20 protein-coding genes, 1 pseudogene and 1 riboswitch are annotated in these 23,528 nt (G+C 56.7%); of the genes and pseudogenes, 13 read left to right on the plus strand and 8 right to left on the minus strand.

The window, feature by feature from the left end; genetic code table 11:
- The 12 genes and pseudogenes from ACJ8IP_RS23765 to ACJ8IP_RS23820 all read left to right on the plus strand — a co-directional run.
- Window positions 1–115 (plus strand): annotated as a pseudogene (locus ACJ8IP_RS23765) (EF-Tu/IF-2/RF-3 family GTPase); the annotation flags it as partial.
- Between the two features lie 259 nt (window positions 116–374).
- Complete coding sequence (secE, locus tag ACJ8IP_RS23770) at window positions 375–758, plus strand: preprotein translocase subunit SecE (RefSeq protein WP_004929916.1); 384 nt, start codon at window positions 375–377, stop codon at window positions 756–758.
- Window position 759: 1 nt separating this feature from the next.
- Window positions 760–1,305 carry a transcription termination/antitermination protein NusG gene (gene nusG / locus ACJ8IP_RS23775; RefSeq protein ID WP_004929914.1) on the plus strand — a complete coding sequence of 182 codons (546 nt, stop codon included), beginning with the start codon at window positions 760–762 and terminating at the stop codon, window positions 1,303–1,305.
- A 165-nt stretch (window positions 1,306–1,470) separates the two neighbouring features.
- Window positions 1,471–1,899 carry a 50S ribosomal protein L11 gene (gene rplK, locus ACJ8IP_RS23780; RefSeq protein WP_015376316.1) on the plus strand — a complete coding sequence of 143 codons (429 nt, stop codon included), beginning with the start codon at window positions 1,471–1,473 and terminating at the stop codon, window positions 1,897–1,899.
- 3 nt (window positions 1,900–1,902) lie between these two features.
- Window positions 1,903–2,607 carry a 50S ribosomal protein L1 gene (rplA, locus tag ACJ8IP_RS23785; RefSeq protein ID WP_004929908.1) on the plus strand — a complete coding sequence of 235 codons (705 nt, stop codon included), beginning with the start codon at window positions 1,903–1,905 and terminating at the stop codon, window positions 2,605–2,607.
- A 338-nt stretch (window positions 2,608–2,945) separates the two neighbouring features.
- Window positions 2,946–3,443 carry a 50S ribosomal protein L10 gene (gene rplJ, locus ACJ8IP_RS23790; RefSeq protein ID WP_004929905.1) on the plus strand — a complete coding sequence of 166 codons (498 nt, stop codon included), beginning with the start codon at window positions 2,946–2,948 and terminating at the stop codon, window positions 3,441–3,443.
- A gap of 63 nt (window positions 3,444–3,506) precedes the next feature.
- Window positions 3,507–3,872 carry a 50S ribosomal protein L7/L12 gene (rplL, locus tag ACJ8IP_RS23795; protein WP_004929903.1) on the plus strand — a complete coding sequence of 122 codons (366 nt, stop codon included), beginning with the start codon at window positions 3,507–3,509 and terminating at the stop codon, window positions 3,870–3,872.
- A 332-nt stretch (window positions 3,873–4,204) separates the two neighbouring features.
- Window positions 4,205–8,233, plus strand: a complete 4,029-nt coding sequence (rpoB, locus tag ACJ8IP_RS23800) for a DNA-directed RNA polymerase subunit beta (RefSeq protein WP_047024913.1) — start codon at window positions 4,205–4,207, stop codon at window positions 8,231–8,233.
- Between the two features lie 118 nt (window positions 8,234–8,351).
- The gene (gene rpoC, locus ACJ8IP_RS23805) at window positions 8,352–12,575 is read left to right on the plus strand and encodes a DNA-directed RNA polymerase subunit beta' (RefSeq protein ID WP_033644357.1); all 4,224 of its coding nucleotides are present in this window, start codon (window positions 8,352–8,354) and stop codon (window positions 12,573–12,575) included.
- 168 nt (window positions 12,576–12,743) lie between these two features.
- Window positions 12,744–13,190 carry a GNAT family N-acetyltransferase gene (locus ACJ8IP_RS23810; protein WP_033652702.1) on the plus strand — a complete coding sequence of 149 codons (447 nt, stop codon included), beginning with the start codon at window positions 12,744–12,746 and terminating at the stop codon, window positions 13,188–13,190.
- Window positions 13,190–13,654 carry an oxidoreductase gene (locus ACJ8IP_RS23815; protein ID WP_046897425.1) on the plus strand — a complete coding sequence of 155 codons (465 nt, stop codon included), beginning with the start codon at window positions 13,190–13,192 and terminating at the stop codon, window positions 13,652–13,654. The genes ACJ8IP_RS23810 and ACJ8IP_RS23815 overlap by 1 nt, the downstream gene beginning before the upstream one ends.
- Before the next feature lies 1 nt (window position 13,655).
- On the plus strand, window positions 13,656–14,930 hold the full coding sequence (locus ACJ8IP_RS23820) for a sensor histidine kinase (protein ID WP_033652704.1): 1,275 nt from the start codon (window positions 13,656–13,658) through the stop codon (window positions 14,928–14,930).
- On the opposite strand, the gene ACJ8IP_RS23825 is transcribed toward ACJ8IP_RS23820, so the two are convergent.
- From ACJ8IP_RS23825 to ACJ8IP_RS23860, 8 genes are all read right to left on the minus strand, one after another.
- A complete protein-coding gene (locus ACJ8IP_RS23825) occupies window positions 14,916–15,695 on the minus strand; it encodes a helix-turn-helix domain-containing protein (RefSeq protein ID WP_046688068.1) in 780 nt (259 codons plus the stop codon). The two genes, ACJ8IP_RS23820 and ACJ8IP_RS23825, sit on opposite strands and share 15 nt — an antisense overlap.
- A gap of 732 nt (window positions 15,696–16,427) precedes the next feature.
- A complete protein-coding gene (thiH, locus tag ACJ8IP_RS23830) occupies window positions 16,428–17,561 on the minus strand; it encodes a 2-iminoacetate synthase ThiH (protein ID WP_164107468.1) in 1,134 nt (377 codons plus the stop codon).
- Complete coding sequence (locus ACJ8IP_RS23835) at window positions 17,561–18,340, minus strand: thiazole synthase (protein ID WP_033652706.1); 780 nt, start codon at window positions 18,338–18,340, stop codon at window positions 17,561–17,563. The genes thiH and ACJ8IP_RS23835 overlap by 1 nt, the downstream gene beginning before the upstream one ends.
- Window position 18,341: 1 nt before the next feature.
- Window positions 18,342–18,542: a sulfur carrier protein ThiS gene (thiS, locus tag ACJ8IP_RS23840; RefSeq protein WP_016929423.1), complete on the minus strand. Its 201-nt coding sequence runs from the start codon at window positions 18,540–18,542 to the stop codon at window positions 18,342–18,344.
- Window positions 18,539–19,288 (minus strand): HesA/MoeB/ThiF family protein, encoded by a 750-nt coding sequence (locus ACJ8IP_RS23845; RefSeq protein ID WP_123062079.1) that lies wholly within the window; start codon window positions 19,286–19,288, stop codon window positions 18,539–18,541. Before ACJ8IP_RS23845 ends, thiS begins: the two co-directional genes overlap by 4 nt.
- Complete coding sequence (thiE, locus tag ACJ8IP_RS23850) at window positions 19,281–19,931, minus strand: thiamine phosphate synthase (RefSeq protein WP_033652708.1); 651 nt, start codon at window positions 19,929–19,931, stop codon at window positions 19,281–19,283. The genes ACJ8IP_RS23845 and thiE overlap by 8 nt, the downstream gene beginning before the upstream one ends.
- Window positions 19,924–21,867 carry a phosphomethylpyrimidine synthase ThiC gene (gene thiC, locus ACJ8IP_RS23855; protein ID WP_046688072.1) on the minus strand — a complete coding sequence of 648 codons (1,944 nt, stop codon included), beginning with the start codon at window positions 21,865–21,867 and terminating at the stop codon, window positions 19,924–19,926. The genes thiE and thiC overlap by 8 nt, the downstream gene beginning before the upstream one ends.
- Window positions 21,868–21,981: 114 nt before the next feature.
- Window positions 21,982–22,106: riboswitch (TPP riboswitch) on the minus strand.
- A 39-nt stretch (window positions 22,107–22,145) separates the two neighbouring features.
- The gene (locus ACJ8IP_RS23860) at window positions 22,146–22,649 is read right to left on the minus strand and encodes an Rsd/AlgQ family anti-sigma factor (protein WP_019456431.1); all 504 of its coding nucleotides are present in this window, start codon (window positions 22,647–22,649) and stop codon (window positions 22,146–22,148) included.
- A 101-nt stretch (window positions 22,650–22,750) separates the two neighbouring features.
- On the opposite strand from ACJ8IP_RS23860, the gene nudC reads away from it, so the two are divergent.
- Complete coding sequence (nudC, locus tag ACJ8IP_RS23865; protein WP_033652716.1) at window positions 22,751–23,518, plus strand: NAD(+) diphosphatase; 768 nt, start codon at window positions 22,751–22,753, stop codon at window positions 23,516–23,518.
- Window positions 23,519–23,528: the final 10 nt, after the last annotated feature.

Consider the following 23,528-nt stretch of genomic DNA (forward strand, 5'->3'; position numbering starts at 1 on the left):
GAACATGGTTGTAACCCTGATTCACCCAATCGCGATGGATGACGGTCTGCGTTTCGCAATCCGTGAAGGCGGCCGTACTGTAGGCGCTGGTGTTGTTGCTAAAGTTATCGCTTAATCGCTGATAAAGTTTGACGCGACACGCGGTAAAAGGGCATCATTTGATGCCCTTTTTCTACGCTGTGAACTAGAACCTATCTCATCAGCGATTTTGCAGTCATAATCATTGGTGAGATGGGCTCTTAAACCGTATTGACTGAATACGTCATGGCGTAAAACACCGGGATATCGCTAGTGCGGTATCCGATCGGTTTGGTTTGCCTCGCAATGCGAGGCAAAGTTGTTTGTTCTGAATCATCATTGTGACAGGTTGGTTTATGAGTGCGAATACCGAGGCTCAAGGGAGCGGACGCGGCCTGGAAGCGGCAAAGTGGCTGATCGTCGCCGTTCTGTTGGTTGTGGCTATTGTCGGTAACTATTACTACCGTGATTTAAGCCTGCCATTGCGCGCGCTGGCAGTTGTGCTGATCATCGCCGTTGCAGGTGCAGTGGCTCTGATGACCACCAAAGGCAAAGCTACCGTTGCGTTTGCCCGCGAAGCGCGTACCGAAGTACGTAAAGTGATTTGGCCAACTCGTCAGGAAACGCTACACACCACGTTGATCGTTGCCGCGGTAACCGCCGTGATGTCACTGATTCTGTGGGGGCTGGATGGTATTCTGGTCCGTCTGGTGTCGTTTATTACTGGCCTGAGGTTCTAAAATGTCTGAAGCTCCAAAAAAACGTTGGTACGTCGTTCAGGCGTTTTCCGGTTTTGAAGGTCGCGTAGCGCAATCGCTGCGTGAACACATCAAACTGCACGATATGGAAGAGCTGTTCGGCGAAGTGATGGTGCCTACGGAAGAAGTGGTTGAAATCCGTGGTGGCCAGCGTCGCAAGAGCGAGCGTAAATTCTTCCCTGGCTACGTGCTGGTGCAGATGGTGATGAATGACGCCAGCTGGCACCTGGTGCGCAGCGTACCGCGTGTCATGGGGTTCATCGGCGGTACGTCTGACCGTCCTGCGCCGATCAGCGATAAAGAAGTTGATGCGATCATGAACCGCCTGCAGCAGGTCGGTGACAAACCGCGTCCGAAAACGCTGTTCGAACCGGGCGAGCTGGTGCGCGTCAACGACGGCCCGTTTGCCGATTTCAACGGCGTGGTCGAAGAAGTCGATTACGAGAAGAGCCGCCTGAAAGTTTCCGTTTCCATCTTCGGTCGTGCAACGCCGGTGGAACTGGACTTCAGCCAGGTTGAAAAAGGTTGATCGAATAATCAGCAATAAGCGGTCCGTTGCCGCTTGTCAAAGGCGCGAAATTGAACTACAATTTCGCGCCTTTTGTTTTTAGATGCCTTGCCTGATGTTTGTCCGGCGAGGTTAAACACGGGGAGCCTCTCACGAGGCGATACTACCCAAACCGAGGAAATTTAAATGGCTAAGAAAGTACAAGCCTACGTTAAGCTGCAAGTTGCAGCTGGTATGGCTAACCCGAGCCCACCAGTGGGTCCAGCTCTGGGTCAGCAGGGCGTTAACATCATGGAATTCTGTAAGGCATTCAACGCTAAAACTGACAGCGTTGAGAAAGGTCTGCCGATTCCGGTTGTTATCACCGTTTATTCTGATCGCTCCTTCACTTTCGTTACCAAAACCCCGCCAGCAGCAGTTCTGCTGAAAAAAGCGGCTGGTATCAAGTCTGGTTCCGGTAAGCCGAACAAAGACAAAGTAGGTAAAGTGACCCGTGCTCAGGTACGTGAAATCGCAGAAACCAAAGCTGCGGACATGACTGGTTCTGACGTTGAAGCGATGACTCGCTCCATCGAAGGTACCGCTCGTTCCATGGGCCTGGTAGTGGAGGATTAAGAGATGGCTAAGCTGACCAAGCGCATGCGCGTGATCCGTGACAAAGTTGATGCTACTAAACAGTATGACATCACTGAAGCTGTTGCTCTGCTGAAAGAGCTGGCCACCGCTAAATTCGTAGAAAGCGTTGACGTTGCCGTTAACCTCGGCATCGACGCTCGTAAATCTGACCAAAACGTTCGTGGCGCTACCGTTCTGCCACACGGCACCGGTCGTTCCGTTCGCGTTGCCGTATTTACCCAAGGCGCTAACGCTGAAGCAGCGAAAGCTGCCGGCGCAGAGCTGGTAGGTATGGACGATCTGGCTGAGCAGATCAAGAAAGGCGAAATGAACTTCGACGTTGTTATTGCTTCTCCGGATGCAATGCGCGTTGTAGGTCAACTGGGCCAGATCCTGGGTCCACGCGGCCTGATGCCAAACCCGAAAGTGGGTACCGTTACTCCGAACGTTGCTGAAGCAGTGAAAAACGCTAAAGCAGGTCAGGTTCGCTACCGTAACGACAAAAACGGCATCATCCATACCACTATCGGTAAGGTTGATTTCGACGCAGACAAACTGAAAGAAAACCTGGAAGCCCTGCTGGTTGCGCTGAAAAAAGCAAAACCTTCTCAGGCGAAAGGCATGTACATCAAGAAAGTTAGCCTCTCCACCACCATGGGTGCTGGCGTTGCTATCGATCAAAGCGGTCTGTCTGCCGCAGCGAACTAATCGCACTTGCGATTATCGCTTTGACTTGGGGCCGAGATTTGTCTAGAATCTTATGCCCCAAGGTTTTGCTATTGGCTATGCCGTAGGCAAAACAAAGATTTTTCGGTTGGAGCCTGGCCTATCCAGGCCTCCGTCCAAGACCGCAGGTGTATCGCAAGATACTTAATCCTTCCTGCGTAGACGGTGACAGAGCCTAAGAAAATTTTTCTTTTTTATAAAAGAATGTCTTTGCTGGATTCTGCTCACCGTGTTAAGCCGCTCGGCGTGGCGTTTTACAAAGCGCCGAGTGAAGTGAGTTCCGGGGGATTTTCCCCGGCTAATCCAGGAGCAAAAAGCTAATGGCATTAAATCTTCAAGACAAACAAGCGATTGTTGCTGAAGTCAGCGAAGTAGCCAAAGGCGCGCTGTCTGCGGTTGTTGCGGATTCCCGCGGCGTTACCGTAGATAAAATGACTGAACTGCGTAAAGCAGGTCGTGAAGCTGGCGTTTACATGCGTGTTGTTCGCAACACCCTGATGCGTCGCGTAGTTGAAGGCACTCCATTCGAATGCCTGAAAGACACGTTTGTCGGTCCAACCTTGATTGCATTCTCTCACGAACACCCGGGCGCTGCTGCTCGTCTGTTCAAAGAGTTCGCGAAAGCGAATGCAAAATTCGAGGTTAAAGCTGCGGCCTTTGAAGGTGAGCTGATCCCAGCGGCGCAAATCGACCGCCTGGCGACGCTGCCAACTTACGAAGAAGCGATCGCACGCCTGATGGCAACCATGAAAGAAGCCGCTGCCGGCAAACTGGTTCGCACTCTGGCTGCAGTACGCGATCAGAAAGAAGCGGCGTAAGCCACTCTTTCTTAGCCTTTGCTAACGTATTTAAACTATTTCTGAATTTTAGGAACAATTGTTATGTCTATCACTAAAGACCAAATCCTGGAAGCAGTTGCCGCTATGTCCGTAATGGACGTTGTTGAACTGGTTTCCGCTATGGAAGAAAAATTCGGCGTTTCTGCTGCTGCTGCTGTAGCTGTAGCTGCTGGCCCAGCTGAAGCTGCTGAAGAGAAAACTGAATTCGACGTTATCCTGAAAGCTGCAGGCGCTAACAAAGTTGCTGTTATCAAAGCAGTACGTGGCGCTACCGGCCTGGGTCTGAAAGAAGCTAAAGACCTGGTTGAATCTGCTCCAGCCGCTCTGAAAGAAGGCGTGAGCAAAGATGACGCAGAAGCTCTGAAAAAATCTCTGGAAGAAGCTGGCGCAGAAGTTGAAGTTAAATAAGCCAACCCTTCCGGTTGCAGCCTAGTCTTTTAGGCTGATGGCTGGTGACTTTTTAGTCACCAGCCTTTTTGCGCTGTAGGGCGCCAGTAGCGTTTCACACTGTTTGGCTGCTGGTTTCGCCTCCCAATGTTTGTTTCTATCGACGACTTAATATACCGCGGTCTTTGCACTACCAGGAGTTCTGGGGGAAGGCGCGATGAAATGGTTTAAGCGTGATAGCAAGAGATATTGCGGAAAGTGTTCCCGCTTTCCGGTCGACAAAACGGTGTTGCATGAACTGTCCCTAATCGGACGGACAGATTGGGTCACTGATCAGCGAGCTGAGGAACCCTATGGTTTACTCCTATACCGAGAAAAAACGTATTCGTAAGGATTTTGGTAAACGTCCACAAGTGCTGGACATACCATATCTCCTTTCTATCCAGCTTGACTCGTTCCAGAAGTTTATCGAGCAAGATCCAGAAGGGCAGTACGGCCTTGAAGCCGCATTCCGTTCTGTTTTCCCTATCCAGAGCTACAGTGGCAATTCGGAGCTGCAATACGTTAGCTACCGTCTTGGTGAGCCGGTCTTCGACGTCAAAGAGTGCCAGATCCGTGGTGTGACGTTCTCTGCACCGCTGCGCGTAAAACTGCGCCTGGTTATCTATGAGCGCGAAGCGCCTGAAGGTACGGTCAAAGACATCAAGGAACAAGAAGTCTACATGGGCGAAATTCCGCTCATGACCGAAAACGGCACCTTTGTGATCAACGGTACTGAGAGGGTTATCGTATCTCAGTTGCACCGTAGTCCTGGCGTATTCTTTGACAGCGATAAGGGCAAAACCCACTCCTCGGGTAAAGTGCTGTACAACGCACGCATCATCCCTTACCGCGGTTCATGGTTGGACTTCGAGTTCGATCCGAAAGACAACCTGTTCGTGCGTATTGACCGTCGCCGCAAACTGCCTGCGACCATCATTCTGCGCGCGCTGAACTACACCACTGAACAGATCCTCGACCTGTTCTTTGACAAGATCGTCTTCGAAATCCGCGACAACAAGCTGCAGATGGAGCTGGTGCCAGAGCGCCTGCGTGGTGAGACCGCTTCGTTCGATATCGAAGCCAACGGCAAGATCTACGTAGAGAAAGGCCGTCGCATCACCGCTCGTCATATCCGTCAGCTGGAAAAAGACGACATTCAGAGCATTGAAGTACCGGTAGAGTACATCGCGGGCAAAGTGGTCGCGAAAGACTATATCGATACCAATACCGGCGAACTGATCTGCGCAGCCAACATGGAGCTGTCGCTGGATCTGCTGGCCAAGCTGAGCCAGTCCGGCCACAAGCGCATCGAAACGCTGTTCACCAACGATCTGGACCACGGCGCGTACATCTCTGAAACGCTGCGTGTCGATCCGACCAACGATCGTCTGAGCTCGCTGGTAGAAATCTACCGCATGATGCGCCCTGGTGAGCCGCCAACGCGCGAAGCTGCCGAAAGCCTGTTCGAGAACCTGTTCTTCTCCGAAGACCGCTACGATCTGTCCGCGGTTGGCCGTATGAAGTTCAACCGTTCTCTGCTGCGCGACGAGATCGAAGGTTCGGGCATCCTGAGCAAAGACGACATCATCGAAGTGATGAAGAAGCTCATCGATATCCGTAACGGCAAGGGCGAAGTGGACGATATCGACCACTTGGGCAACCGTCGTATCCGCTCCGTCGGCGAAATGGCCGAGAACCAGTTCCGCGTAGGTCTGGTGCGTGTTGAGCGTGCGGTGAAAGAGCGTCTGTCTCTGGGCGATCTGGATACCCTGATGCCTCAGGACATGATCAACGCCAAACCGATTTCGGCGGCGGTGAAAGAGTTCTTCGGCTCCAGCCAGCTGTCCCAGTTCATGGACCAGAACAACCCGTTGTCCGAGATCACGCACAAGCGTCGTATCTCCGCACTGGGCCCGGGCGGTCTGACCCGTGAGCGCGCCGGCTTTGAAGTTCGAGACGTACACCCGACCCACTACGGCCGCGTGTGCCCAATCGAAACGCCGGAAGGTCCAAACATCGGTCTGATCAACTCCCTGTCCGTGTACGCACAGACTAACGAGTATGGCTTCCTGGAAACCCCGTACCGCCGCGTGCGTGACGGCGTGGTGACCGATGAAATCAACTACCTGTCTGCTATTGAAGAAGGCAACTTCGTTATCGCCCAGGCGAACTCCAACCTGGATGACGAAGGCCGCTTCGTAGAAGACCTGGTCACCTGCCGCAGCAAAGGCGAATCAAGCCTGTTCAGCCGCGACCAGGTTGACTACATGGACGTATCCACCCAACAGGTCGTTTCCGTTGGTGCCTCACTGATTCCATTCCTGGAACACGATGACGCCAACCGTGCATTGATGGGTGCGAACATGCAACGTCAGGCCGTACCAACCCTGCGCGCCGATAAGCCGCTGGTCGGTACCGGTATGGAACGCGCTGTAGCGGTTGACTCCGGCGTAACTGCCGTTGCCAAACGCGGCGGTGTGATCCAGTACGTGGATGCTTCCCGTATCGTTATCAAAGTTAACGAAGACGAGATGTACCCGGGCGAAGCAGGTATCGATATTTACAACCTGACCAAGTACACCCGTTCTAACCAGAACACCTGCATCAACCAGATGCCGTGTGTGAATCTGGGTGAGCCAATCGAGCGCGGCGACGTGCTGGCGGATGGCCCATCGACAGACCTGGGCGAACTGGCGCTGGGCCAGAACATGCGCGTAGCGTTCATGCCTTGGAACGGCTACAACTTCGAAGACTCCATCTTGGTCTCCGAGCGCGTGGTGCAGGAAGATCGCTTCACCACCATCCACATCCAGGAACTGGCGTGCGTGTCTCGCGACACCAAGCTGGGGCCTGAAGAGATCACCGCCGACATCCCTAACGTGGGTGAAGCGGCGCTCTCCAAGCTGGATGAGTCCGGTATCGTGTATATCGGTGCTGAAGTGACCGGCGGCGACATCCTGGTCGGTAAGGTAACGCCTAAAGGCGAAACCCAGCTGACGCCGGAAGAGAAACTGCTGCGTGCGATCTTCGGTGAGAAAGCGTCTGACGTTAAAGACTCTTCTCTGCGTGTGCCGAACGGTGTTTCCGGTACGGTTATCGACGTGCAGGTCTTCACCCGCGATGGCGTGGAAAAAGACAAGCGCGCGTTGGAAATCGAAGAGATGCAGCTGAAGCAGGCGAAGAAAGACCTGACTGAAGAACTGCAGATCCTGGAAGCCGGCCTGTTTGCGCGTATCCACGCGGTACTGGTTGCCGGTGGCATCGAAGCCGACAAGCTGAGCAAGCTGCCGCGTGATCGCTGGCTGGAACTGGGCCTGACCGACGAAGAGAAGCAAAACCAGCTGGAGCAGCTGGCTGAGCAGTACGACGAACTGAAATCCGACTTCGAGAAGAAGCTGGAAGCCAAGCGTCGTAAGATCACTCAGGGCGACGATCTGGCGCCGGGCGTACTGAAAATCGTCAAGGTTTATCTGGCCGTTAAACGTCAGATCCAACCGGGTGACAAGATGGCGGGCCGCCACGGTAACAAGGGTGTTATCTCCAAGATCAACCCGATCGAAGATATGCCTTACGATGAAAACGGCACGCCGGTAGACATCGTACTGAACCCGCTGGGCGTACCATCACGTATGAACATCGGTCAGATCCTGGAAACCCACCTGGGTATGGCTGCGAAAGGCATCGGTGAGAAGATCAACCAGATGCTGAAGCAGCAGCAGGAAGTGGCCAAGCTGCGTGAGTTCATCCAGAAGGCCTACGATCTGGGCGACGACGTTTGCCAGAAAGTTGACCTGAACACCTTCAGCGACGACGAAGTGCTGCGTCTGGCAGAGAACCTGAAAAAAGGTATGCCGATCGCAACGCCGGTGTTTGACGGTGCGAAAGAGACTGAAATCAAGAAGCTGCTGGAAATGGGCGGTATCCCGACCTCCGGTCAGATCACGCTGTTCGATGGCCGTACCGGTGAGCAATTCGAGCGCCAGGTTACTGTCGGCTATATGTACATGCTGAAACTGAACCACTTGGTTGACGATAAAATGCACGCCCGTTCAACCGGTTCTTACAGCTTGGTTACTCAGCAGCCTCTGGGTGGTAAAGCGCAGTTCGGTGGTCAACGCTTCGGTGAGATGGAAGTGTGGGCACTGGAAGCATACGGCGCGGCTTATACCCTGCAGGAAATGCTCACCGTTAAGTCGGATGACGTTAACGGCCGTACCAAGATGTACAAAAACATCGTGGATGGCGATCACCGGATGGAGCCAGGCATGCCGGAATCCTTCAACGTACTGTTGAAAGAAATCCGCTCGCTCGGCATCAACATCGAACTGGAAGACGAGTAATCGTCATTCCGGCTCAGGCTCCCCGCCTAAGGGAGCCTGAGGGTGGTTGTTCAGGTCACACGGGTACCTACTGCGGTTGTGGGTGCCCAACAGGTTTAACTCCGACAGGAGCCAATCCGTGAAAGACTTATTGAAGTTTCTGAAAGCGCAAACTAAGACCGAAGAGTTTGATGCGATCAAGATTGCTCTGGCCTCGCCAGACATGATCCGTTCGTGGTCGTTCGGTGAAGTTAAGAAGCCGGAAACCATTAACTACCGTACGTTCAAACCAGAGCGTGACGGCCTTTTCTGCGCCCGTATCTTCGGGCCGGTAAAAGATTACGAGTGCCTGTGCGGTAAGTACAAGCGCTTGAAACACCGCGGCGTGATCTGTGAGAAGTGCGGCGTTGAAGTGACCCAGACCAAAGTGCGTCGTGAGCGCATGGGCCACATCGAGCTGGCTTCCCCGACTGCGCACATCTGGTTCCTGAAATCGCTGCCATCCCGCATCGGTTTGCTGCTGGATATGCCGCTGCGTGATATCGAACGCGTACTGTACTTCGAATCCTATGTGGTGGTCGAAGGCGGTATGACCAACCTCGAGCGTCGTCAGATCCTGACCGAAGAGCAGTATCTGGACGCGCTGGAAGAGTTCGGTGACGAATTCGACGCCAAGATGGGTGCGGAAGCCATTCAGGCCCTGTTGAAAAACATGGATCTGGAAGCCGAGTGCGAGCAGCTGCGTGAAGAGTTGAACGAAACCAACTCCGAAACCAAGCGCAAGAAACTGACCAAGCGTATCAAGCTGCTGGAAGCGTTCGTACAGTCCGGTAACAAGCCGGAGTGGATGATCCTGACCGTGCTGCCGGTACTGCCGCCGGATCTGCGCCCGCTGGTTCCGCTGGATGGCGGTCGTTTCGCGACGTCGGATCTGAACGATCTGTATCGCCGCGTGATCAACCGTAACAACCGTCTGAAACGCCTGCTGGATCTGGCTGCGCCGGACATCATCGTGCGCAACGAAAAGCGTATGCTGCAAGAAGCGGTAGACGCCCTGCTGGATAACGGCCGTCGCGGTCGTGCGATCACCGGTTCCAACAAACGCCCTCTGAAATCTTTGGCCGACATGATCAAAGGTAAGCAGGGTCGTTTCCGTCAGAACCTGCTCGGTAAACGCGTTGACTACTCAGGCCGTTCCGTTATCACCGTAGGTCCATACCTGCGTCTGCATCAGTGCGGTCTGCCTAAGAAGATGGCGTTGGAGCTGTTCAAACCGTTCATCTACGGCAAATTGGAGCTGCGTGGCCTGGCCACCACCATCAAAGCCGCCAAGAAAATGGTTGAGCGTGAAGAAGCCGTCGTTTGGGATATCCTGGACGAAGTGATTCGCGAACACCCGGTACTGCTGAACCGTGCACCAACCCTGCACCGTTTGGGTATCCAGGCGTTTGAACCGGTTCTGATCGAAGGTAAAGCGATCCAGCTGCACCCGCTGGTTTGTGCGGCATATAACGCCGACTTCGATGGTGACCAGATGGCCGTTCACGTACCGCTGACGCTGGAAGCCCAGCTGGAAGCGCGTGCGCTGATGATGTCCACCAACAACATCCTGTCCCCAGCGAACGGCGAGCCAATCATCGTTCCTTCTCAGGACGTTGTACTGGGTCTGTACTACATGACCCGCGACTGTGTTAACGCCAAAGGCGAAGGCATGGTGCTGAACGGTTCCAAAGAAGCTGAGCGTGTTTACCGCGCCGGCCTGGCGTCGCTGCATGCGCGCGTTAAAGTGCGTATCACCGAAGACGTCAAGAACGCCGAAGGCGAGTGGACCTCTCAGACCAGCATCATCGACACCACCATCGGCCGCGCCATCCTGTGGATGATCGTACCGAAAGGTCTGCCGTACGCGATCGTTAACCAGCCTTTGGGCAAGAAAGCGATCTCCAAGATGCTGAACACCTGTTACCGCATCCTGGGCCTGAAGCCGACCGTTATCTTTGCTGACCAGATCATGTACACCGGCTTTGCTTACGCAGCCCGTTCCGGCGCTTCCGTAGGTATCGACGACATGGTTATCCCGGCCAAGAAGGCTGAGATCATCGAAGAAGCGGAAACCGAAGTTGCCGAGATCCAGGAGCAGTTCCAGTCTGGTCTGGTGACCGCCGGCGAACGCTACAACAAAGTGATCGATATCTGGGCTGCCGCGAACGAACGCGTTGCGAAAGCGATGATGGAAAACCTGTCGGTAGAAGACGTGGTTAACCGTGACGGCGAAGTGGAACAGCAAGTTTCCTTCAACAGCATCTTTATGATGGCCGACTCCGGTGCGCGTGGTTCCGCCGCTCAGATTCGTCAGCTGGCCGGTATGCGTGGTCTGATGGCGAAGCCGGACGGCTCCATCATCGAAACGCCAATCACCGCGAACTTCCGTGAAGGTCTGAACGTACTCCAGTACTTCATCTCCACTCACGGTGCTCGTAAAGGTCTGGCGGATACCGCACTGAAAACCGCGAACTCCGGTTATCTGACCCGTCGTCTGGTTGACGTGGCGCAGGACCTGGTGGTGACCGAAGACGACTGTGGCACCCACGACGGCATCCTGATGACTCCGGTTATCGAAGGTGGCGACGTGAAAGAGCCGCTGCGTGAACGCGTTCTGGGCCGTGTGACGGCAGAAGACGTCCTCAAGCCGGGTACGGCGGACATTCTGGTGCCGCGCAACACCCTGCTGAACGAGAAGGCGTGTGACCTGTTGGAAGAGAACTCTGTCGACAGCGTTAAAGTCCGTTCCGTGGTGAGCTGTGAAACCGACTTCGGTGTGTGTGCAAACTGCTACGGTCGCGACCTGGCACGTGGCCACATCATCAACAAAGGTGAAGCCATCGGCGTTATCGCGGCACAGTCCATCGGTGAGCCGGGTACACAGCTGACGATGCGTACGTTCCACATCGGTGGTGCGGCATCTCGTGCGGCTGCTGAATCCAGCATTCAGGTGAAAAACAAGGGTAGCATCAAGCTGAGCAACGCGAAGTTCGTTATGAACGCCGCAGGCAAGCTGGTGATCACCTCGCGTAACACCGAACTGAAACTGATCGACGAATTCGGCCGTACCAAAGAAAGCTACAAGGTGCCTTACGGCGCCGTGATGGGCAAAGGCGACGGTGAAGAAGTTAACGGCGGCGAAACCGTTGCTAACTGGGATCCGCACACCATGCCGGTCATCAGTGAAGTCAGCGGCTTCATTCGCTTCGCCGACATGGTCGACGGCCAGACGATTACTCGTCAGACCGACGAACTGACCGGTTTGTCTTCTCTGGTTGTCCTGGACAGCGCAGAGCGTACCGGTAGCGGTAAAGACCTGCGTCCGGCACTGAAAATCGTTGACGCTAAGGGCGAAGACGTATTGATCCCAGGTACTGATATGCCTGCTCAATACTTCCTGCCGGGCAAAGCGATCGTTCAGCTGGAAGACGGCATTCAGATCGGTGCGGGTGATACCCTGGCGCGTATTCCTCAGGAATCCGGCGGTACCAAGGATATTACCGGTGGTCTGCCGCGCGTTGCCGACCTATTCGAAGCGCGTCGTCCGAAAGAGCCGGCAATCCTGGCTGAAATCAGCGGGATTATCTCGTTCGGTAAAGAGACCAAAGGCAAACGTCGCCTGGTGATTTCTCCGCTGGACGGCAGCGACGCTTACGAAGAGATGATTCCGAAATGGCGTCAGCTCAACGTGTTCGAAGGCGAAGTGGTGGAACGTGGCGACGTCGTCTCCGACGGCCCAGAGTCTCCGCACGACATTCTGCGTCTGCGTGGCGTGCATGCGGTTACCCGCTACATCACCAACGAAGTGCAGGAAGTTTACCGTCTGCAAGGCGTTAAGATTAACGATAAGCACATCGAAGTTATCGTTCGTCAGATGCTGCGTAAAGGCACTATCGTTAGCGCTGGTGGTTCCGAGTTCCTGGAAGGCGAGCAGGCTGAAGTGTCTCGCGTCAAGATTGCCAACCGTCAGCTGGAAGCTGAAGGTAAGATCCCGGCAACCTTCTCGCGCGATCTGCTGGGTATCACCAAGGCTTCCTTGGCGACCGAGTCCTTCATCTCCGCCGCATCGTTCCAGGAAACGACGCGCGTTCTGACCGAAGCTGCCGTAGCCGGCAAGCGCGACGAACTGCGTGGCCTGAAAGAGAACGTCATCGTGGGCCGTCTGATCCCAGCCGGTACCGGTTACGCTTATCATCAGGATCGCATGCGTCGTCGTGCTCAGGGCGAAGCGCCGGTTGTTCCGCAAGTCAGCGCGGAAGAAGCGACCGCGAACCTGGCCGAACTGCTCAACGCAGGTCTGGGCGGCAGCGACGACGAGTAATCGTCATCCGCGCCGTGGGCCCGCTACGCCGGGCCTATCGCCAGATAAACCGCTCCCTCGGGGGCGGTTTTTTTTCGCCTCGCGCCGGGTTATGACAAACTTTGCTACTATGGTTACAGCAGAAATTGACCGGCGCTTTTTACCTGACAACCAAGGACAGTACGAAACATGGACAGCCTCATTACCTTCGAAAAACTGACGGCGAAACACCTGCCTTACCTGTATGAGATCCGCTTTTCCGTCGAAGAGAACCTGCTGCATCCGCATCAGATCCAGTATCTGCAGCGCAAGCAGGCGCTGGAAGACATCAACCAGGGCGGTGGCTGGATCTGCAAGTATGGCGAGGACTATGCCGGCGTTGGATTCGGGTTGTTCATCCCCGAACCGTTGATCGGCGGACTGTTCGTGAAGCCGGAATACCAATCAATGGGAATGGGTTCTGCCTTGCTGGCGCGCGTCACTGCCTGGATGTTTGAGCACGGCGCCGAAGCCATTCACTTAACCACCGATCCCGGCTCTAAAGCCGAAGGTTTTTATCAACATCACGGTTGGGATGTGATCGGGCGGGATGAGTTCGGTCAGGCGGAGCTGGTGAAACGCAAAGAGGGTGAATAATGAAAATCAAAGGATTGATGACGTTACTGCTGCTTTCGCTGTTCAGCGCACCGTTGTATGCGGCCGTTGACTCTTTTTACCTGAAGCCGGCGGACGGCGAGAAGATCAAGGTCACCCGACAGATGCTGGAGGCGATGCCGTCGCACACGATTAAAACCTCGACCAATTTCACCCCGGAAGAGGCGTTCACCGGCGTTGAGTTTTCGGAGCTGGTGAAAGCGTACCATCTGCAAGGGAAGTCGGTGCGTGCCTTCGCGTGGGACGACTATTCCTATTCGATGCCGATTGACGAGATGATTAAATATCGCGTGATTGTCGCCTATCTGCGCGGCGGTAAGCCGATCGACGTGGGGGAGCTGGGGCCGTTCGCCATTATCTATCCGCGCGATCAATACCCCGAGCTGAATAACCTGGACGTGAACGCGAAAACCGTCTGGCAAGTCAAACGGCTGGAGATTAAATGAGATGAGCAAGAAACTGATCGGTACTCTTATCGCGTTGGTTGCCATCTTCTCCTTATTAATTTTGCTGATTGCCATTAACTTCGGTGGCGTAAAAGAGCGCTATAAGCAGATCGAACCCAATCTGGATAACTACTCGGTGGCCGAGATCCTGTTTCTGGCGTTTGAAAGAACCAAAACTGCGCTGCTGCTCAGTGAAAACGACGACTACGACGCTTTCCTGATCAAAAAGAAAATATTTTACTCGAAGATCCAAATCCTGGAGAGCCGCTCCACCTTCAGCGACTCTTTCTATTACGACGACGAATTTATCAAGAACGTCGCTCTGCTGAAGCAACAGTACCGAACGCTGGGCGATCTTTCCGTCGGTTTGCTGGCAGGGCGGAAAAGCAAGGCGGATATCCTCGCTTATATGGATGACATCGAGGGCACGTTGGTCGATATCCAGGAGATTATTTATCGGATACAAATTAAAAACTTCACCGAGGTTAAAGGCATCATCCAGGATAATTCGAGAAAAGCCGAGATGTTCGCCGTCTTATCGCTGATTTTGGTGTTCCTGATGATGTTCCTGGTGGTGAGAAACGCCTTCTCGTTAAAAGAGATCATCAAGAATAAGAACATCTTTATCTCATCCATCTACCATGAAATCGCCGGTTCGACGCAGGCCATCGTCATCGCCGCGGATATCATGGAGCACGAGCTGGCGCAGGAAGAGCTCAAAAAGGAGGCCCGCCTGATCTCCTACCACGGCAACAAGATCGCCGAACAAACGCGCGAGGTGATGGATTATTCGCGGTTTGAAATGGGGGAGGTTAACGTCAATATTTCCACCTTTCGGCTGGATGAGGTGGTGGACGATGCCATGACCAGTATCAGCGCCGGGCGCGGTAATCGCATCGTGGTGCGTCGTTCATCCTATGTTGGTTTGATTTGCTCCGACAAATACAAGCTCTACCGAATATTGGCCAATCTGCTCAGCAACGCGGACAAATTTACTCACCACGGCGCGATCATCCTCAACGTGAAGGTGTGCCATGGCAATCTGTATTTATGGGTCAAAGACAACGGCATCGGATTTAACGTTAATAATCTGGAACGGTTGTACAAGGCGTTCAATCAGGGAGTAGAAAGGGAAACGCGGCAGGGGCTGGGGCTGGGGCTGACCATTATCAAGAATTATGTGACGACGCTGAAAGGCGCCATCAGGGTCAAATCCACCGAAGGCGTTGGTTCATCGTTTTTCATCCGCATTCCGGTCAAACTAATTAAAGAATAAATTCGACAACAGCAGTGAGGAGATAATCAGCGGTTTGGTCGGTTTTTCCACCAGGTGCACGTCATAGTGCAGGATCATATCGCCGATATTCTTCTCATAGTGATTCAGCTGGCCGGTCAGAATGATGATGCGCGCGTGCGGATCGAGAGTGTCCTTTATTTTCTTCACGACGCGTTCTGAGGTTTCGCCGAAGTCCAACAGCCAGTCCAGAATAAACGCCTCAAAGGACTGTTGCTCAAGTGCGGCCAGCATGGCATCCGCCGTTTGAAAGGTCTCGGTCTCAATGCCGTAGCGGCAGGCGATTTTCTTCAACAGCTCGAGGATATCGCTGTCGTTGTCCAGGATCGCGATGCGCGGCGCCGGCAGAAAGTCTATCTTGTTGACTCTGTACAGCGGTACGTCGGCCTGCGTATCCCGGCTGGTATTGATGATGAAAAGGTCATCTTTTTTGTAGGCGTAGGTTTCGTCGTCGTCCAGCTGTGTCACCGGGTGTTCGTCGACTTCAACCTTACAGCGTTTGTGAATGCTGTTCATGATAAAAACGCCGTTATGCGTTCTTTGGCCGGCGAATGGCTCGTTGAAGTACTGAAACACCTTTCTGACTTCGTCGAGGGTGATGCCCCTTTTACCATCCAGCTTCTGCTTGGCGCTGTTGTACTGAAGGTTCAGTATGTTGGCCATCGTGGAGGCATGTTTTCTGTCGCCAACCCCTTTCAGAGTGAGCAACGCGCTGATTGCATCGATGTAATTTGGCGTTTTCTTCATGACAACCTTGGCTTTTTTGATGTTGACCGCGAGCGTGGTAAATCTGCGCGAGGACCCGTGCTGGATTATAGATGATGCCCCGGAGGTTGCGGTGATATCAGTTTGATTTTCCTTGGCAAACTCAGAATACACTCGATATCAAATAAAAAAACACTCAAAAGACATTCACATTTAATCGTTTGTATGGTTAATTAGCGCACATACTGTGTGATTCGCGTCCTGGGGGGGTTGCCAGTCTCACAAAATAAACCGCCTGCTCTTGTCTGTAAGCAGGGAGCAGGCGGCAAAAAAACGCGACGGCCAACACCAGGGCCATTGGCAGTATCGGGGATTACCCCTCGAGTCACTTTTCGTCTCCGCATCGACTTTTTCCTCGTTCTGCCGTTCTCTGCCGCAACGGGCTCCATTGAAAAACACTCTGCGTGAGTGCTGAACACCGCTATTCCCTCATCATGCCCGTCACCTGAGCCGATAAAACCGCCTGTTCGTGCGTGCCCTCAGGCGCAGGTTCCAGGATGGCCGTTGGTGAGGAACCGGAGTCGCGCAAGAGCGTCTGTGCGCGATCCGGGGTTGGATAAGGCGGGGCCATCGAGAGGGTAACGGCCCCGGCCGACACCGGGTTTGGCGGTCGGCAACGTCACTATAATCGGCGCGTTTGCCGGCGCCAGCGCCACCGTTCGGCATTGCGCGGCCGCTCCAGCGTTTTCTTCGCACGGCGGCAAACGTTGCCGCTTATTGCGCGCTGCGTCCCAGATAATCGTCCCAGTCTTTCCACACCGGCTGCAGCCCGGCGTTGCTGATGGCCTCGGCGACCTGCTGCGGCGTGCGGCCGTCGTGCGGCTCAAACTGTTCCAGCTCAGGCGGTACGTCGTCGGCATAGCCGCCGGGTTGCGTCTTGGATCCGGCGCTGACGCTATTGATCGCCACCGGGATCATATGATCGCGGAAGTACGGCGACTCCCGGGTAGACAGCGACAGCTCAACGTCCGGCGCGAACAGCCGGAAGGCGCAGATTAGCTGCACCAGCTGAGGCTCACTCATGATAGACGCGGGCTCAATGCCGCCGGCGCAGGGGCGCAGGCGTGGGAACGAGATCGAGTAGCGGCTCTGCCAATAGGTTTGCTGCAGGTAGAACAGGTGTTCCGCCAGCAGATAGCAGTCGGTTCGCCAGCTGTGGGACAGGCCGATTAACGCGCCGAGGCCGATCTTGTCGATCCCGGCGCGCCCCAGGCGATCCGGCGTGGCCAGGCGCCAATGGAAATCCTGTTTCTGGCCGCGCAGGTGGTGCTGCAGATAGGTGGCCGGATGGTAGGTTTCCTGATACACCAGCACGCCGTCCAGGCCCAGCGTTTTCAGTTCGGCGTATTCCTCCTGTGCCAGTGGCTGCACTTCCATCATCAGCGAGCTGAAGTGGCGGCGGATCGCCGGAATGTGCTGGCGGAAATAGTCCATGCCGACCTTGGTCTGATGTTCGCCGGTGACCAGCAACAGATGTTCGAACCCCAGCGCCTTGATGGCTTCGCACTCGCGTGCAATCTCCGCCGCATCCAGCGTTTTGCGCTTGATGCGGTTGCTCATCGAAAAGCCGCAGTAGGTGCAGTCGTTGGCGCACAGGTTGGACAGGTACAGCGGCACATAGAAGCTAACGACGTTGCCGAACCGCTGACGGGTCAGCAACTGCGCGCGTTGCGCCAACGGTTCCAGATACGGCGCGGCCGCGGGGGAGATCAGCGCCATAAAGTCGTCGCGCGTCAGCTTGTCGGCGTTCAATGCGCGTTCCACGTCGCGCGCCGTTTTGCCGTTGATGCGCAGCGTAATGTCGTCCCAGTCCAGCTGTTGCCAGCGGCTACTGAAATCTTCGGTCATCACTGCGCCTCCTCTGGCTGGCTGAGGAAAGCGGTCAGCGGGCTGGACGCGACCGCGCCGCGCTGGCTGGAGCCTAATCCGGCGCTGCGTGCCAGCTCGCCGGCCTCCAGCGCCAGGCGAAATGCCCGCGCCATCTGCACCGGATCGCGCGCCACGGCGATGGCGGTATTCACCAGCACCGCGTCGGCGCCCAGCTCCATCGCCTCCAGCGCGTGGCTTGGCGCGCCGATGCCGGCGTCTACCACCACCGGCACCTTGGCTTGCTCGATGATGATTTCGAGGAAGTCACGGGTGCGCAGACCGCGGTTGGAGCCGATAGGGGCGCCGAGCGGCATCACCGCCGCGCATCCCACTTCTTCCAGCCGTTTGCACAGCACCGGATCGGCGCCGCAGTAGGGCAGCACCACAAAACCGTCTTTCACCAGCGTTTCCGCCGCCTTCAGCGTTTCTATCGGATCCGGCAGCAGGTATTTCACATCGGGATGGATCTCCAGCTTCACCCAGTGGGTGCCGAGCGCTTCGCGCGCCAGTCGGGCGGCGAACACCGCTTCGGCGGCCGTTTTGGCGCCGGAGGTATTGGGCAACAGCCTGACGCCCAACTGTTGCAGTGGCGCCAAAATGGCGTCGTTGCCGCCGCGCAGATCGACGCGCTTCATGGCCATGGTCACCAGCTGTGAGCCGGAGGCCGCCAGCGCCTCCAACATCAGCGCCGGGGTGGCGAACTTGCCGGTGCCGGTGAACAGGCGCGAGGTAAAAGTGGTATCGGCGATTTTCAGCATGTCAGCCTCCGGCGATCGCTTGAAACAGCAAAATGTCGTCACCGTCCTGCACCTGATGGTCGGCCCAGTCGGCGCGTGGGATGATGGTTTGGTTGATCGCCAGCGCGGTGCCCGGCTGGTGGCGTTCCAACTGGGTCAGCAGGGCGGCGACGCTGAGCGGCTGTGCCAGCTCCAGCGGTTGGTCGTTCAGACGGATCTTCATGCGGCGCCTCCGCAGACCGGGCAGGCGCGGGCCCGGCTCAGCTGCAGCGTGCTCCAGCTCTGCTGCTTGCCGTCGAACAGCCGCAGCTTGCCGCTGAGGGAGGCAGGCAGGCCGGCCAGCATCTTGATGGCCTCCAGCGCTTGCAGAGTGCCGATCACGCCGACCACCGGGCCGAGCACCCCGGCGGTGCGGCAGTTGCGCTGCGGTTCTTCCTGCTCCGGGTACAGGCAGGCGTAGCAGCCGTGCGCATAGGGCGGCTCGAGCACCAGCAGCTGGCCGCTGAAACCCACTGCGCTGCCGCTGATCAGCGGCTTGGCGGCGGCGATGCAGGCGGCGTTGACCTCATGGCGGGTCGCCATGTTGTCGCAGCAGTCCAGCACCAGATCGGCGCGGGCGACCGCGTCGCGCAGCGCTTGCCCTTGCAGCCGCTGGGCCAGCGGGATGGACTCCACCAACGGGTTCAACGCCTGCAGATGGCGTTGCGCCAGCGCCGCCTTGCCGGTGGCGGTATCGGCGCTGCGGTACAGGATTTGCCGCTGCAGGTTGGTGACGTGCAGCGTGTCGTCGTCGGCCAGCAGCAGCGTGCCGACCCCGGCGGCGGCCAGATACAGCGAAGCCGGGGACCCCAGCCCCCCCAGGCCGACGATCAGCACCGTGGCGCGCTTGAGTTTTTCCTGACCTTCCGGGCCGACATCCTCCAGCAGCAGCTGGCGGCTGTAGCGCAGGAACTCCCGATCGTTAAGCATCGTTCGGCTCCTTACCTTCGATCAGCCGCAGCAGTTCGGCCGTCGCCGCGCGCCAGTCCGGCGCCTGGGTGATGGCGCTGACCACCGCCACGCTGCCGACGCCGCACGCCAGCACCGCCGGTACGCGATCGATACTGATCCCGCCGATCGCCACCGTCGGGTAATCCGCCAAACCGGCGATGTGGCGTTTTAACTCCGCTAGCCCCTGCGGCGCAGAAGGCATGTCTTTGGTCTGGGTGGGGAAGATGTGCCCCAGCGCGATGTAGGAGGGTTTCACCGCCAGCGCGCGCGCCAGCTCGGCATCGTCATGGGTGGAAACGCCGAGCCGCAGCCCGGCGCGGTGAATAGCCGCCAGATCGGTGGTATCGAGATCTTCCTGGCCCAGATGCACGCCGTAGGCGCCGTGCTTGATCGCCAGCCGCCAGTAATCGTTGATGAACAGCCGCGCCTGATAACGCCGGCCCAGCGCGATGGCGGCGGCGATATCCTCTTCGACCTGCTCGTCCGGCAGATCCTTGATGCGCAGCTGGATCGTGGTAACGCCGGCCTCCAGCAGGCGAGCGATCCACGCCACGCTGTCGACAACCGGGTAAAGCCCCAGTTTGTGGGGCGTCGCCGGGAAGGGCGTCGTGATATCAGTCATTGCTCGTCTCCTCCTGCAGATTGCCGGCGCTGTGATACAGCTCGCTGCCGCGGGCGCGGAACTCGGCGGACATTTTCTCCATGCCGGTCAGCTGCACCTCGATCGGTTTGGCGGCCTCTTGGGCGGCGGCATAGTCGCGCACCTCTTGTGAAATCTTCATCGAGCAGAATTTCGGTCCGCACATCGAGCAGAAGTGAGCGATCTTGCCGGACTCCTGCGGCAGGGTTTCGTCGTGATAGGCGCGCGCGGTGGCCGGATCGAGCGCCAGATTGAACTGATCTTCCCAGCGGAATTCGAAACGCGCCTTGGACATGGCGTTATCGCGAATTTGCGCGCCCGGATGGCCTTTGGCCAGATCGGCGGCGTGGGCGGCGATCTTGTAGGTGATCAGGCCCTGTTTGACGTCCTCTTTATTCGGCAGGCCGAGGTGCTCTTTCGGCGTGACGTAACACAGCATGGCGCAGCCGAACCAGCCAATCATCGCCGCGCCGATGCCGGAGGTGAAATGGTCATAGCCCGGGGCGATATCGGTGGTCAGCGGGCCAAGGGTGTAGAACGGCGCTTCGTGGCAATGTTCCAGCTCTTCGGTCATGTTGCGGCGGATCATCTGCATCGGCACGTGGCCCGGGCCTTCAATCATCACCTGTACGTCGTATTCCCAGGCGATTTTGGTCAGCTCGCCCAGCGTATGCAGCTCGGCGAACTGGGCCTCGTCGTTGGCGTCCTGAATCGAGCCGGGGCGCAGGCCGTCGCCGAGCGACAGCGAAACGTCGTAGGCGGCGCAGATCTCGCAGATTTCACGGAAGTGCTGATAGAGGAAGTTTTCCTGATGGTGCGACAGACACCATTTGGCCATGATCGAGCCGCCGCGCGACACGATGCCGGTCAGGCGTTTGGCGGTCATCGGCACGTAGCGCAGCAGCACGCCGGCGTGGATGGTGAAGTAATCGACCCCTTGTTCAGCCTGTTCCAGCAGCGTATCGCGGAACATCTCCCAGGTGAGGTTTTCCGCCACGCCGTTGACCTTCTCCAGCGCCTGGTAGATAGGCACGGTGCCGATGGGCACCGGGCTGTTGCGCAGGATCCACTCGCGGGTTTCGTGAATGTAGCGGCCGGTGGAGAGATCCATCACGGTGTCTGCGCCCCAGCGGGTGGCCCACACCAGCTTCTCCACCTCTTCTTCGATCGACGACGTGACCGCCGAGTTGCCGATATTGGCGTTCACCTTCACCAGGAAATTGCGGCCGATGATCATCGGCTCCGCCTCCGGGTGATTGATGTTGGCGGGAATGATGGCGCGGCCGGCGGCCACTTCCTGGCGCACGAACTCCGGCGTGATGTTGTCCGGCAGGTTGGCGCCCCAGCCCTGGCCCGGATGCTGGTGGCGCAGCACCTCGCCGCGAATGCGTTCGCGCCCCATGTTTTCACGGATGGCGATGAACTCCATCTCCGGGGTGACGATGCCGGCGCGGGCATAGTGCAGTTGGGTCACGCACTTGCCCGGCAACGCCTTGCGCGGCAGCGGCAGATGTTCGAAGCGCAGGTGATCCAGCCCCTCGTCCGCCAGACGCTGTTGGGTGAAGCCGGAACTGGCGCCGCTCAGGGTCGCAGTATCGCCGCGCGCGTCGATCCAGCCGGCGCGCAGCTTGGCCAGGCCGGCGTGCACATCGAGCTCGGCCTGCGGATCGCCGTATGGGCCCGCGGTGTCATATACCGGGATCGCCTCGTTCTGTTCATACTGCGGGCTATCTTTGCTGCCGCCGACCAGGGTCGGGCTGAGCTGAATTTCGCGCATCGGCACCTGGATATCGCGGCGCGAGCCCTGCAGGTAGATGCGGCGTGAGTTTGGGAAAGCCATGCCTTGCAGCGTGTCGATAAACTGCTGGGCGGCTTCGCGTTGCGCTTTACGGGCGCGCGGTGGATTAACGTTAGACATAGCAAGTTCCTACCAGTGTGTTGGGTTGGGAAAGTTGCTTGTCTGGAGCTCGGAGGGAGTAATGATGGTGGCCGATAAGGCTGGGCGCCCGCAAGGGGAAGGCCGTGCCTGTGGCGATAGATTACTCTTGTTCCCTTCGCGGGTATTAACCCGATCAGGTTCCGCGGATCCCGAATTAACGGTCTCAGCCTGGCTGATTCGATGAACAAATCAGGCGCTAGGCACTCCGACAAGATGCCCCCCAGTATAGGAGGGATAAGAAAAAAAACTATAAAATTTTAACGCGCCGGATCCAGCGCCTGGTCCGGCAGCGGTTGCTGCGCGGCCTCCGCTTCCAACAGGATCAGCTTATCTTCCAGCGCAAAGCGCGCCGCCAGCGTTTCGCCGATATCCGACAAGGCCTGATGGAATTCCAGACAGACCTCCTGATCGATATCCACTTCGGTATAGCGATCGTGGAACGCCATGATCTGTTCGGTATTGGCCCATAGCTTGGGGTAGATGTTCACCGCCAGCGACATTTTCGGACTGGCTGCGCCTTCCACTTGTTTGATAATTCTGTCATAGATATGAAAATGCCCTGCTGAGAGGTAATCCACCAGGTTATGGCAAAAGTTCTCCAGCGCTTTTTCATTCAGCGGCGTATGCTTTTCTTTATTCGGTTTGAGGCCTACCAGCGTGCAGTAGGCGACCAGCAACTGCTTGCGGGCCTGAAGCCATTGATCAACTAATTCATTACTACCGCCAACGCGCTGAGTCAGCCTTTCCAAACGGTTGAGCATGTTTGACTCCGTGTAAGTAACAAAAGTAACCGGTAAGTTATTAAAATGTAACAAAGCCGATTTGTAGAGTGCCAGTGAAGCTGAGGTTGTGCAACAACGATATGGAACTTGCATTAACGGGCAATGAAAACGGCTGGTGGATCGTCAGCCATGAAAGCAAACTTTGGTTACCGAACGGTGAATTGCCGTCGGGGACGGCCGCCGCCCTCGGGCTGCAGGGCCACATGGCGCGCGTCATCGGTGAGTGGGAGGGCGCGCCGGTCTGGCTGGTGCGCCAGGCGATGCCGCGGGAGATGGGATCGGTGCGTCAGCTGTTGGATCAGGATCGCGGTCTGTTCCAGCTTGCCGGGCGCGGCGTGCAGCTGGCGGATTTCTACCGCTCCCATCGCTATTGCGGCTACTGCGGCCATGAGATGCATCTCAGCCGCACCGAAAGCGCCTGCCTCTGCGGCCACTGCAAAGAACGGTACTACCCGCAGATTGCGCCCTGCGTGATCGTCGCCATTCGGCGCGACGATCAGATCCTGCTGGCGCAGCACGTGCGCCATCGCGGCGGTATCCACACGGTGCTGGCCGGTTTCGTCGAAGTGGGCGAAACGCTGGAGCAGGCGGTGGCGCGCGAAGTGATGGAAGAGAGCAATATCGAAATCAAGAACCTGCGCTACGTCACTTCACAACCCTGGCCGTTCCCACACTCGCTGATGATGGCCTTTATGGCCGATTACCATCAGGGCGACCTTCGTCACGATCCCAAGGAGCTGCTCAACGCCGGCTGGTATCGCTACGACCAACTGCCGCTGTTGCCGCCGCCCGGCACCGTGGCGCGCCGGTTGATTGAGGACACCGTGGCGCTGTGCCGGGAAGAATAATGTACAATGG

The sequence above is a fragment of the Serratia sp. CY52157 genome, from assembly GCF_052168495.1.
Taxonomy (GTDB): Bacteria; Pseudomonadota; Gammaproteobacteria; order Enterobacterales; family Enterobacteriaceae; genus Serratia; species Serratia ureilytica.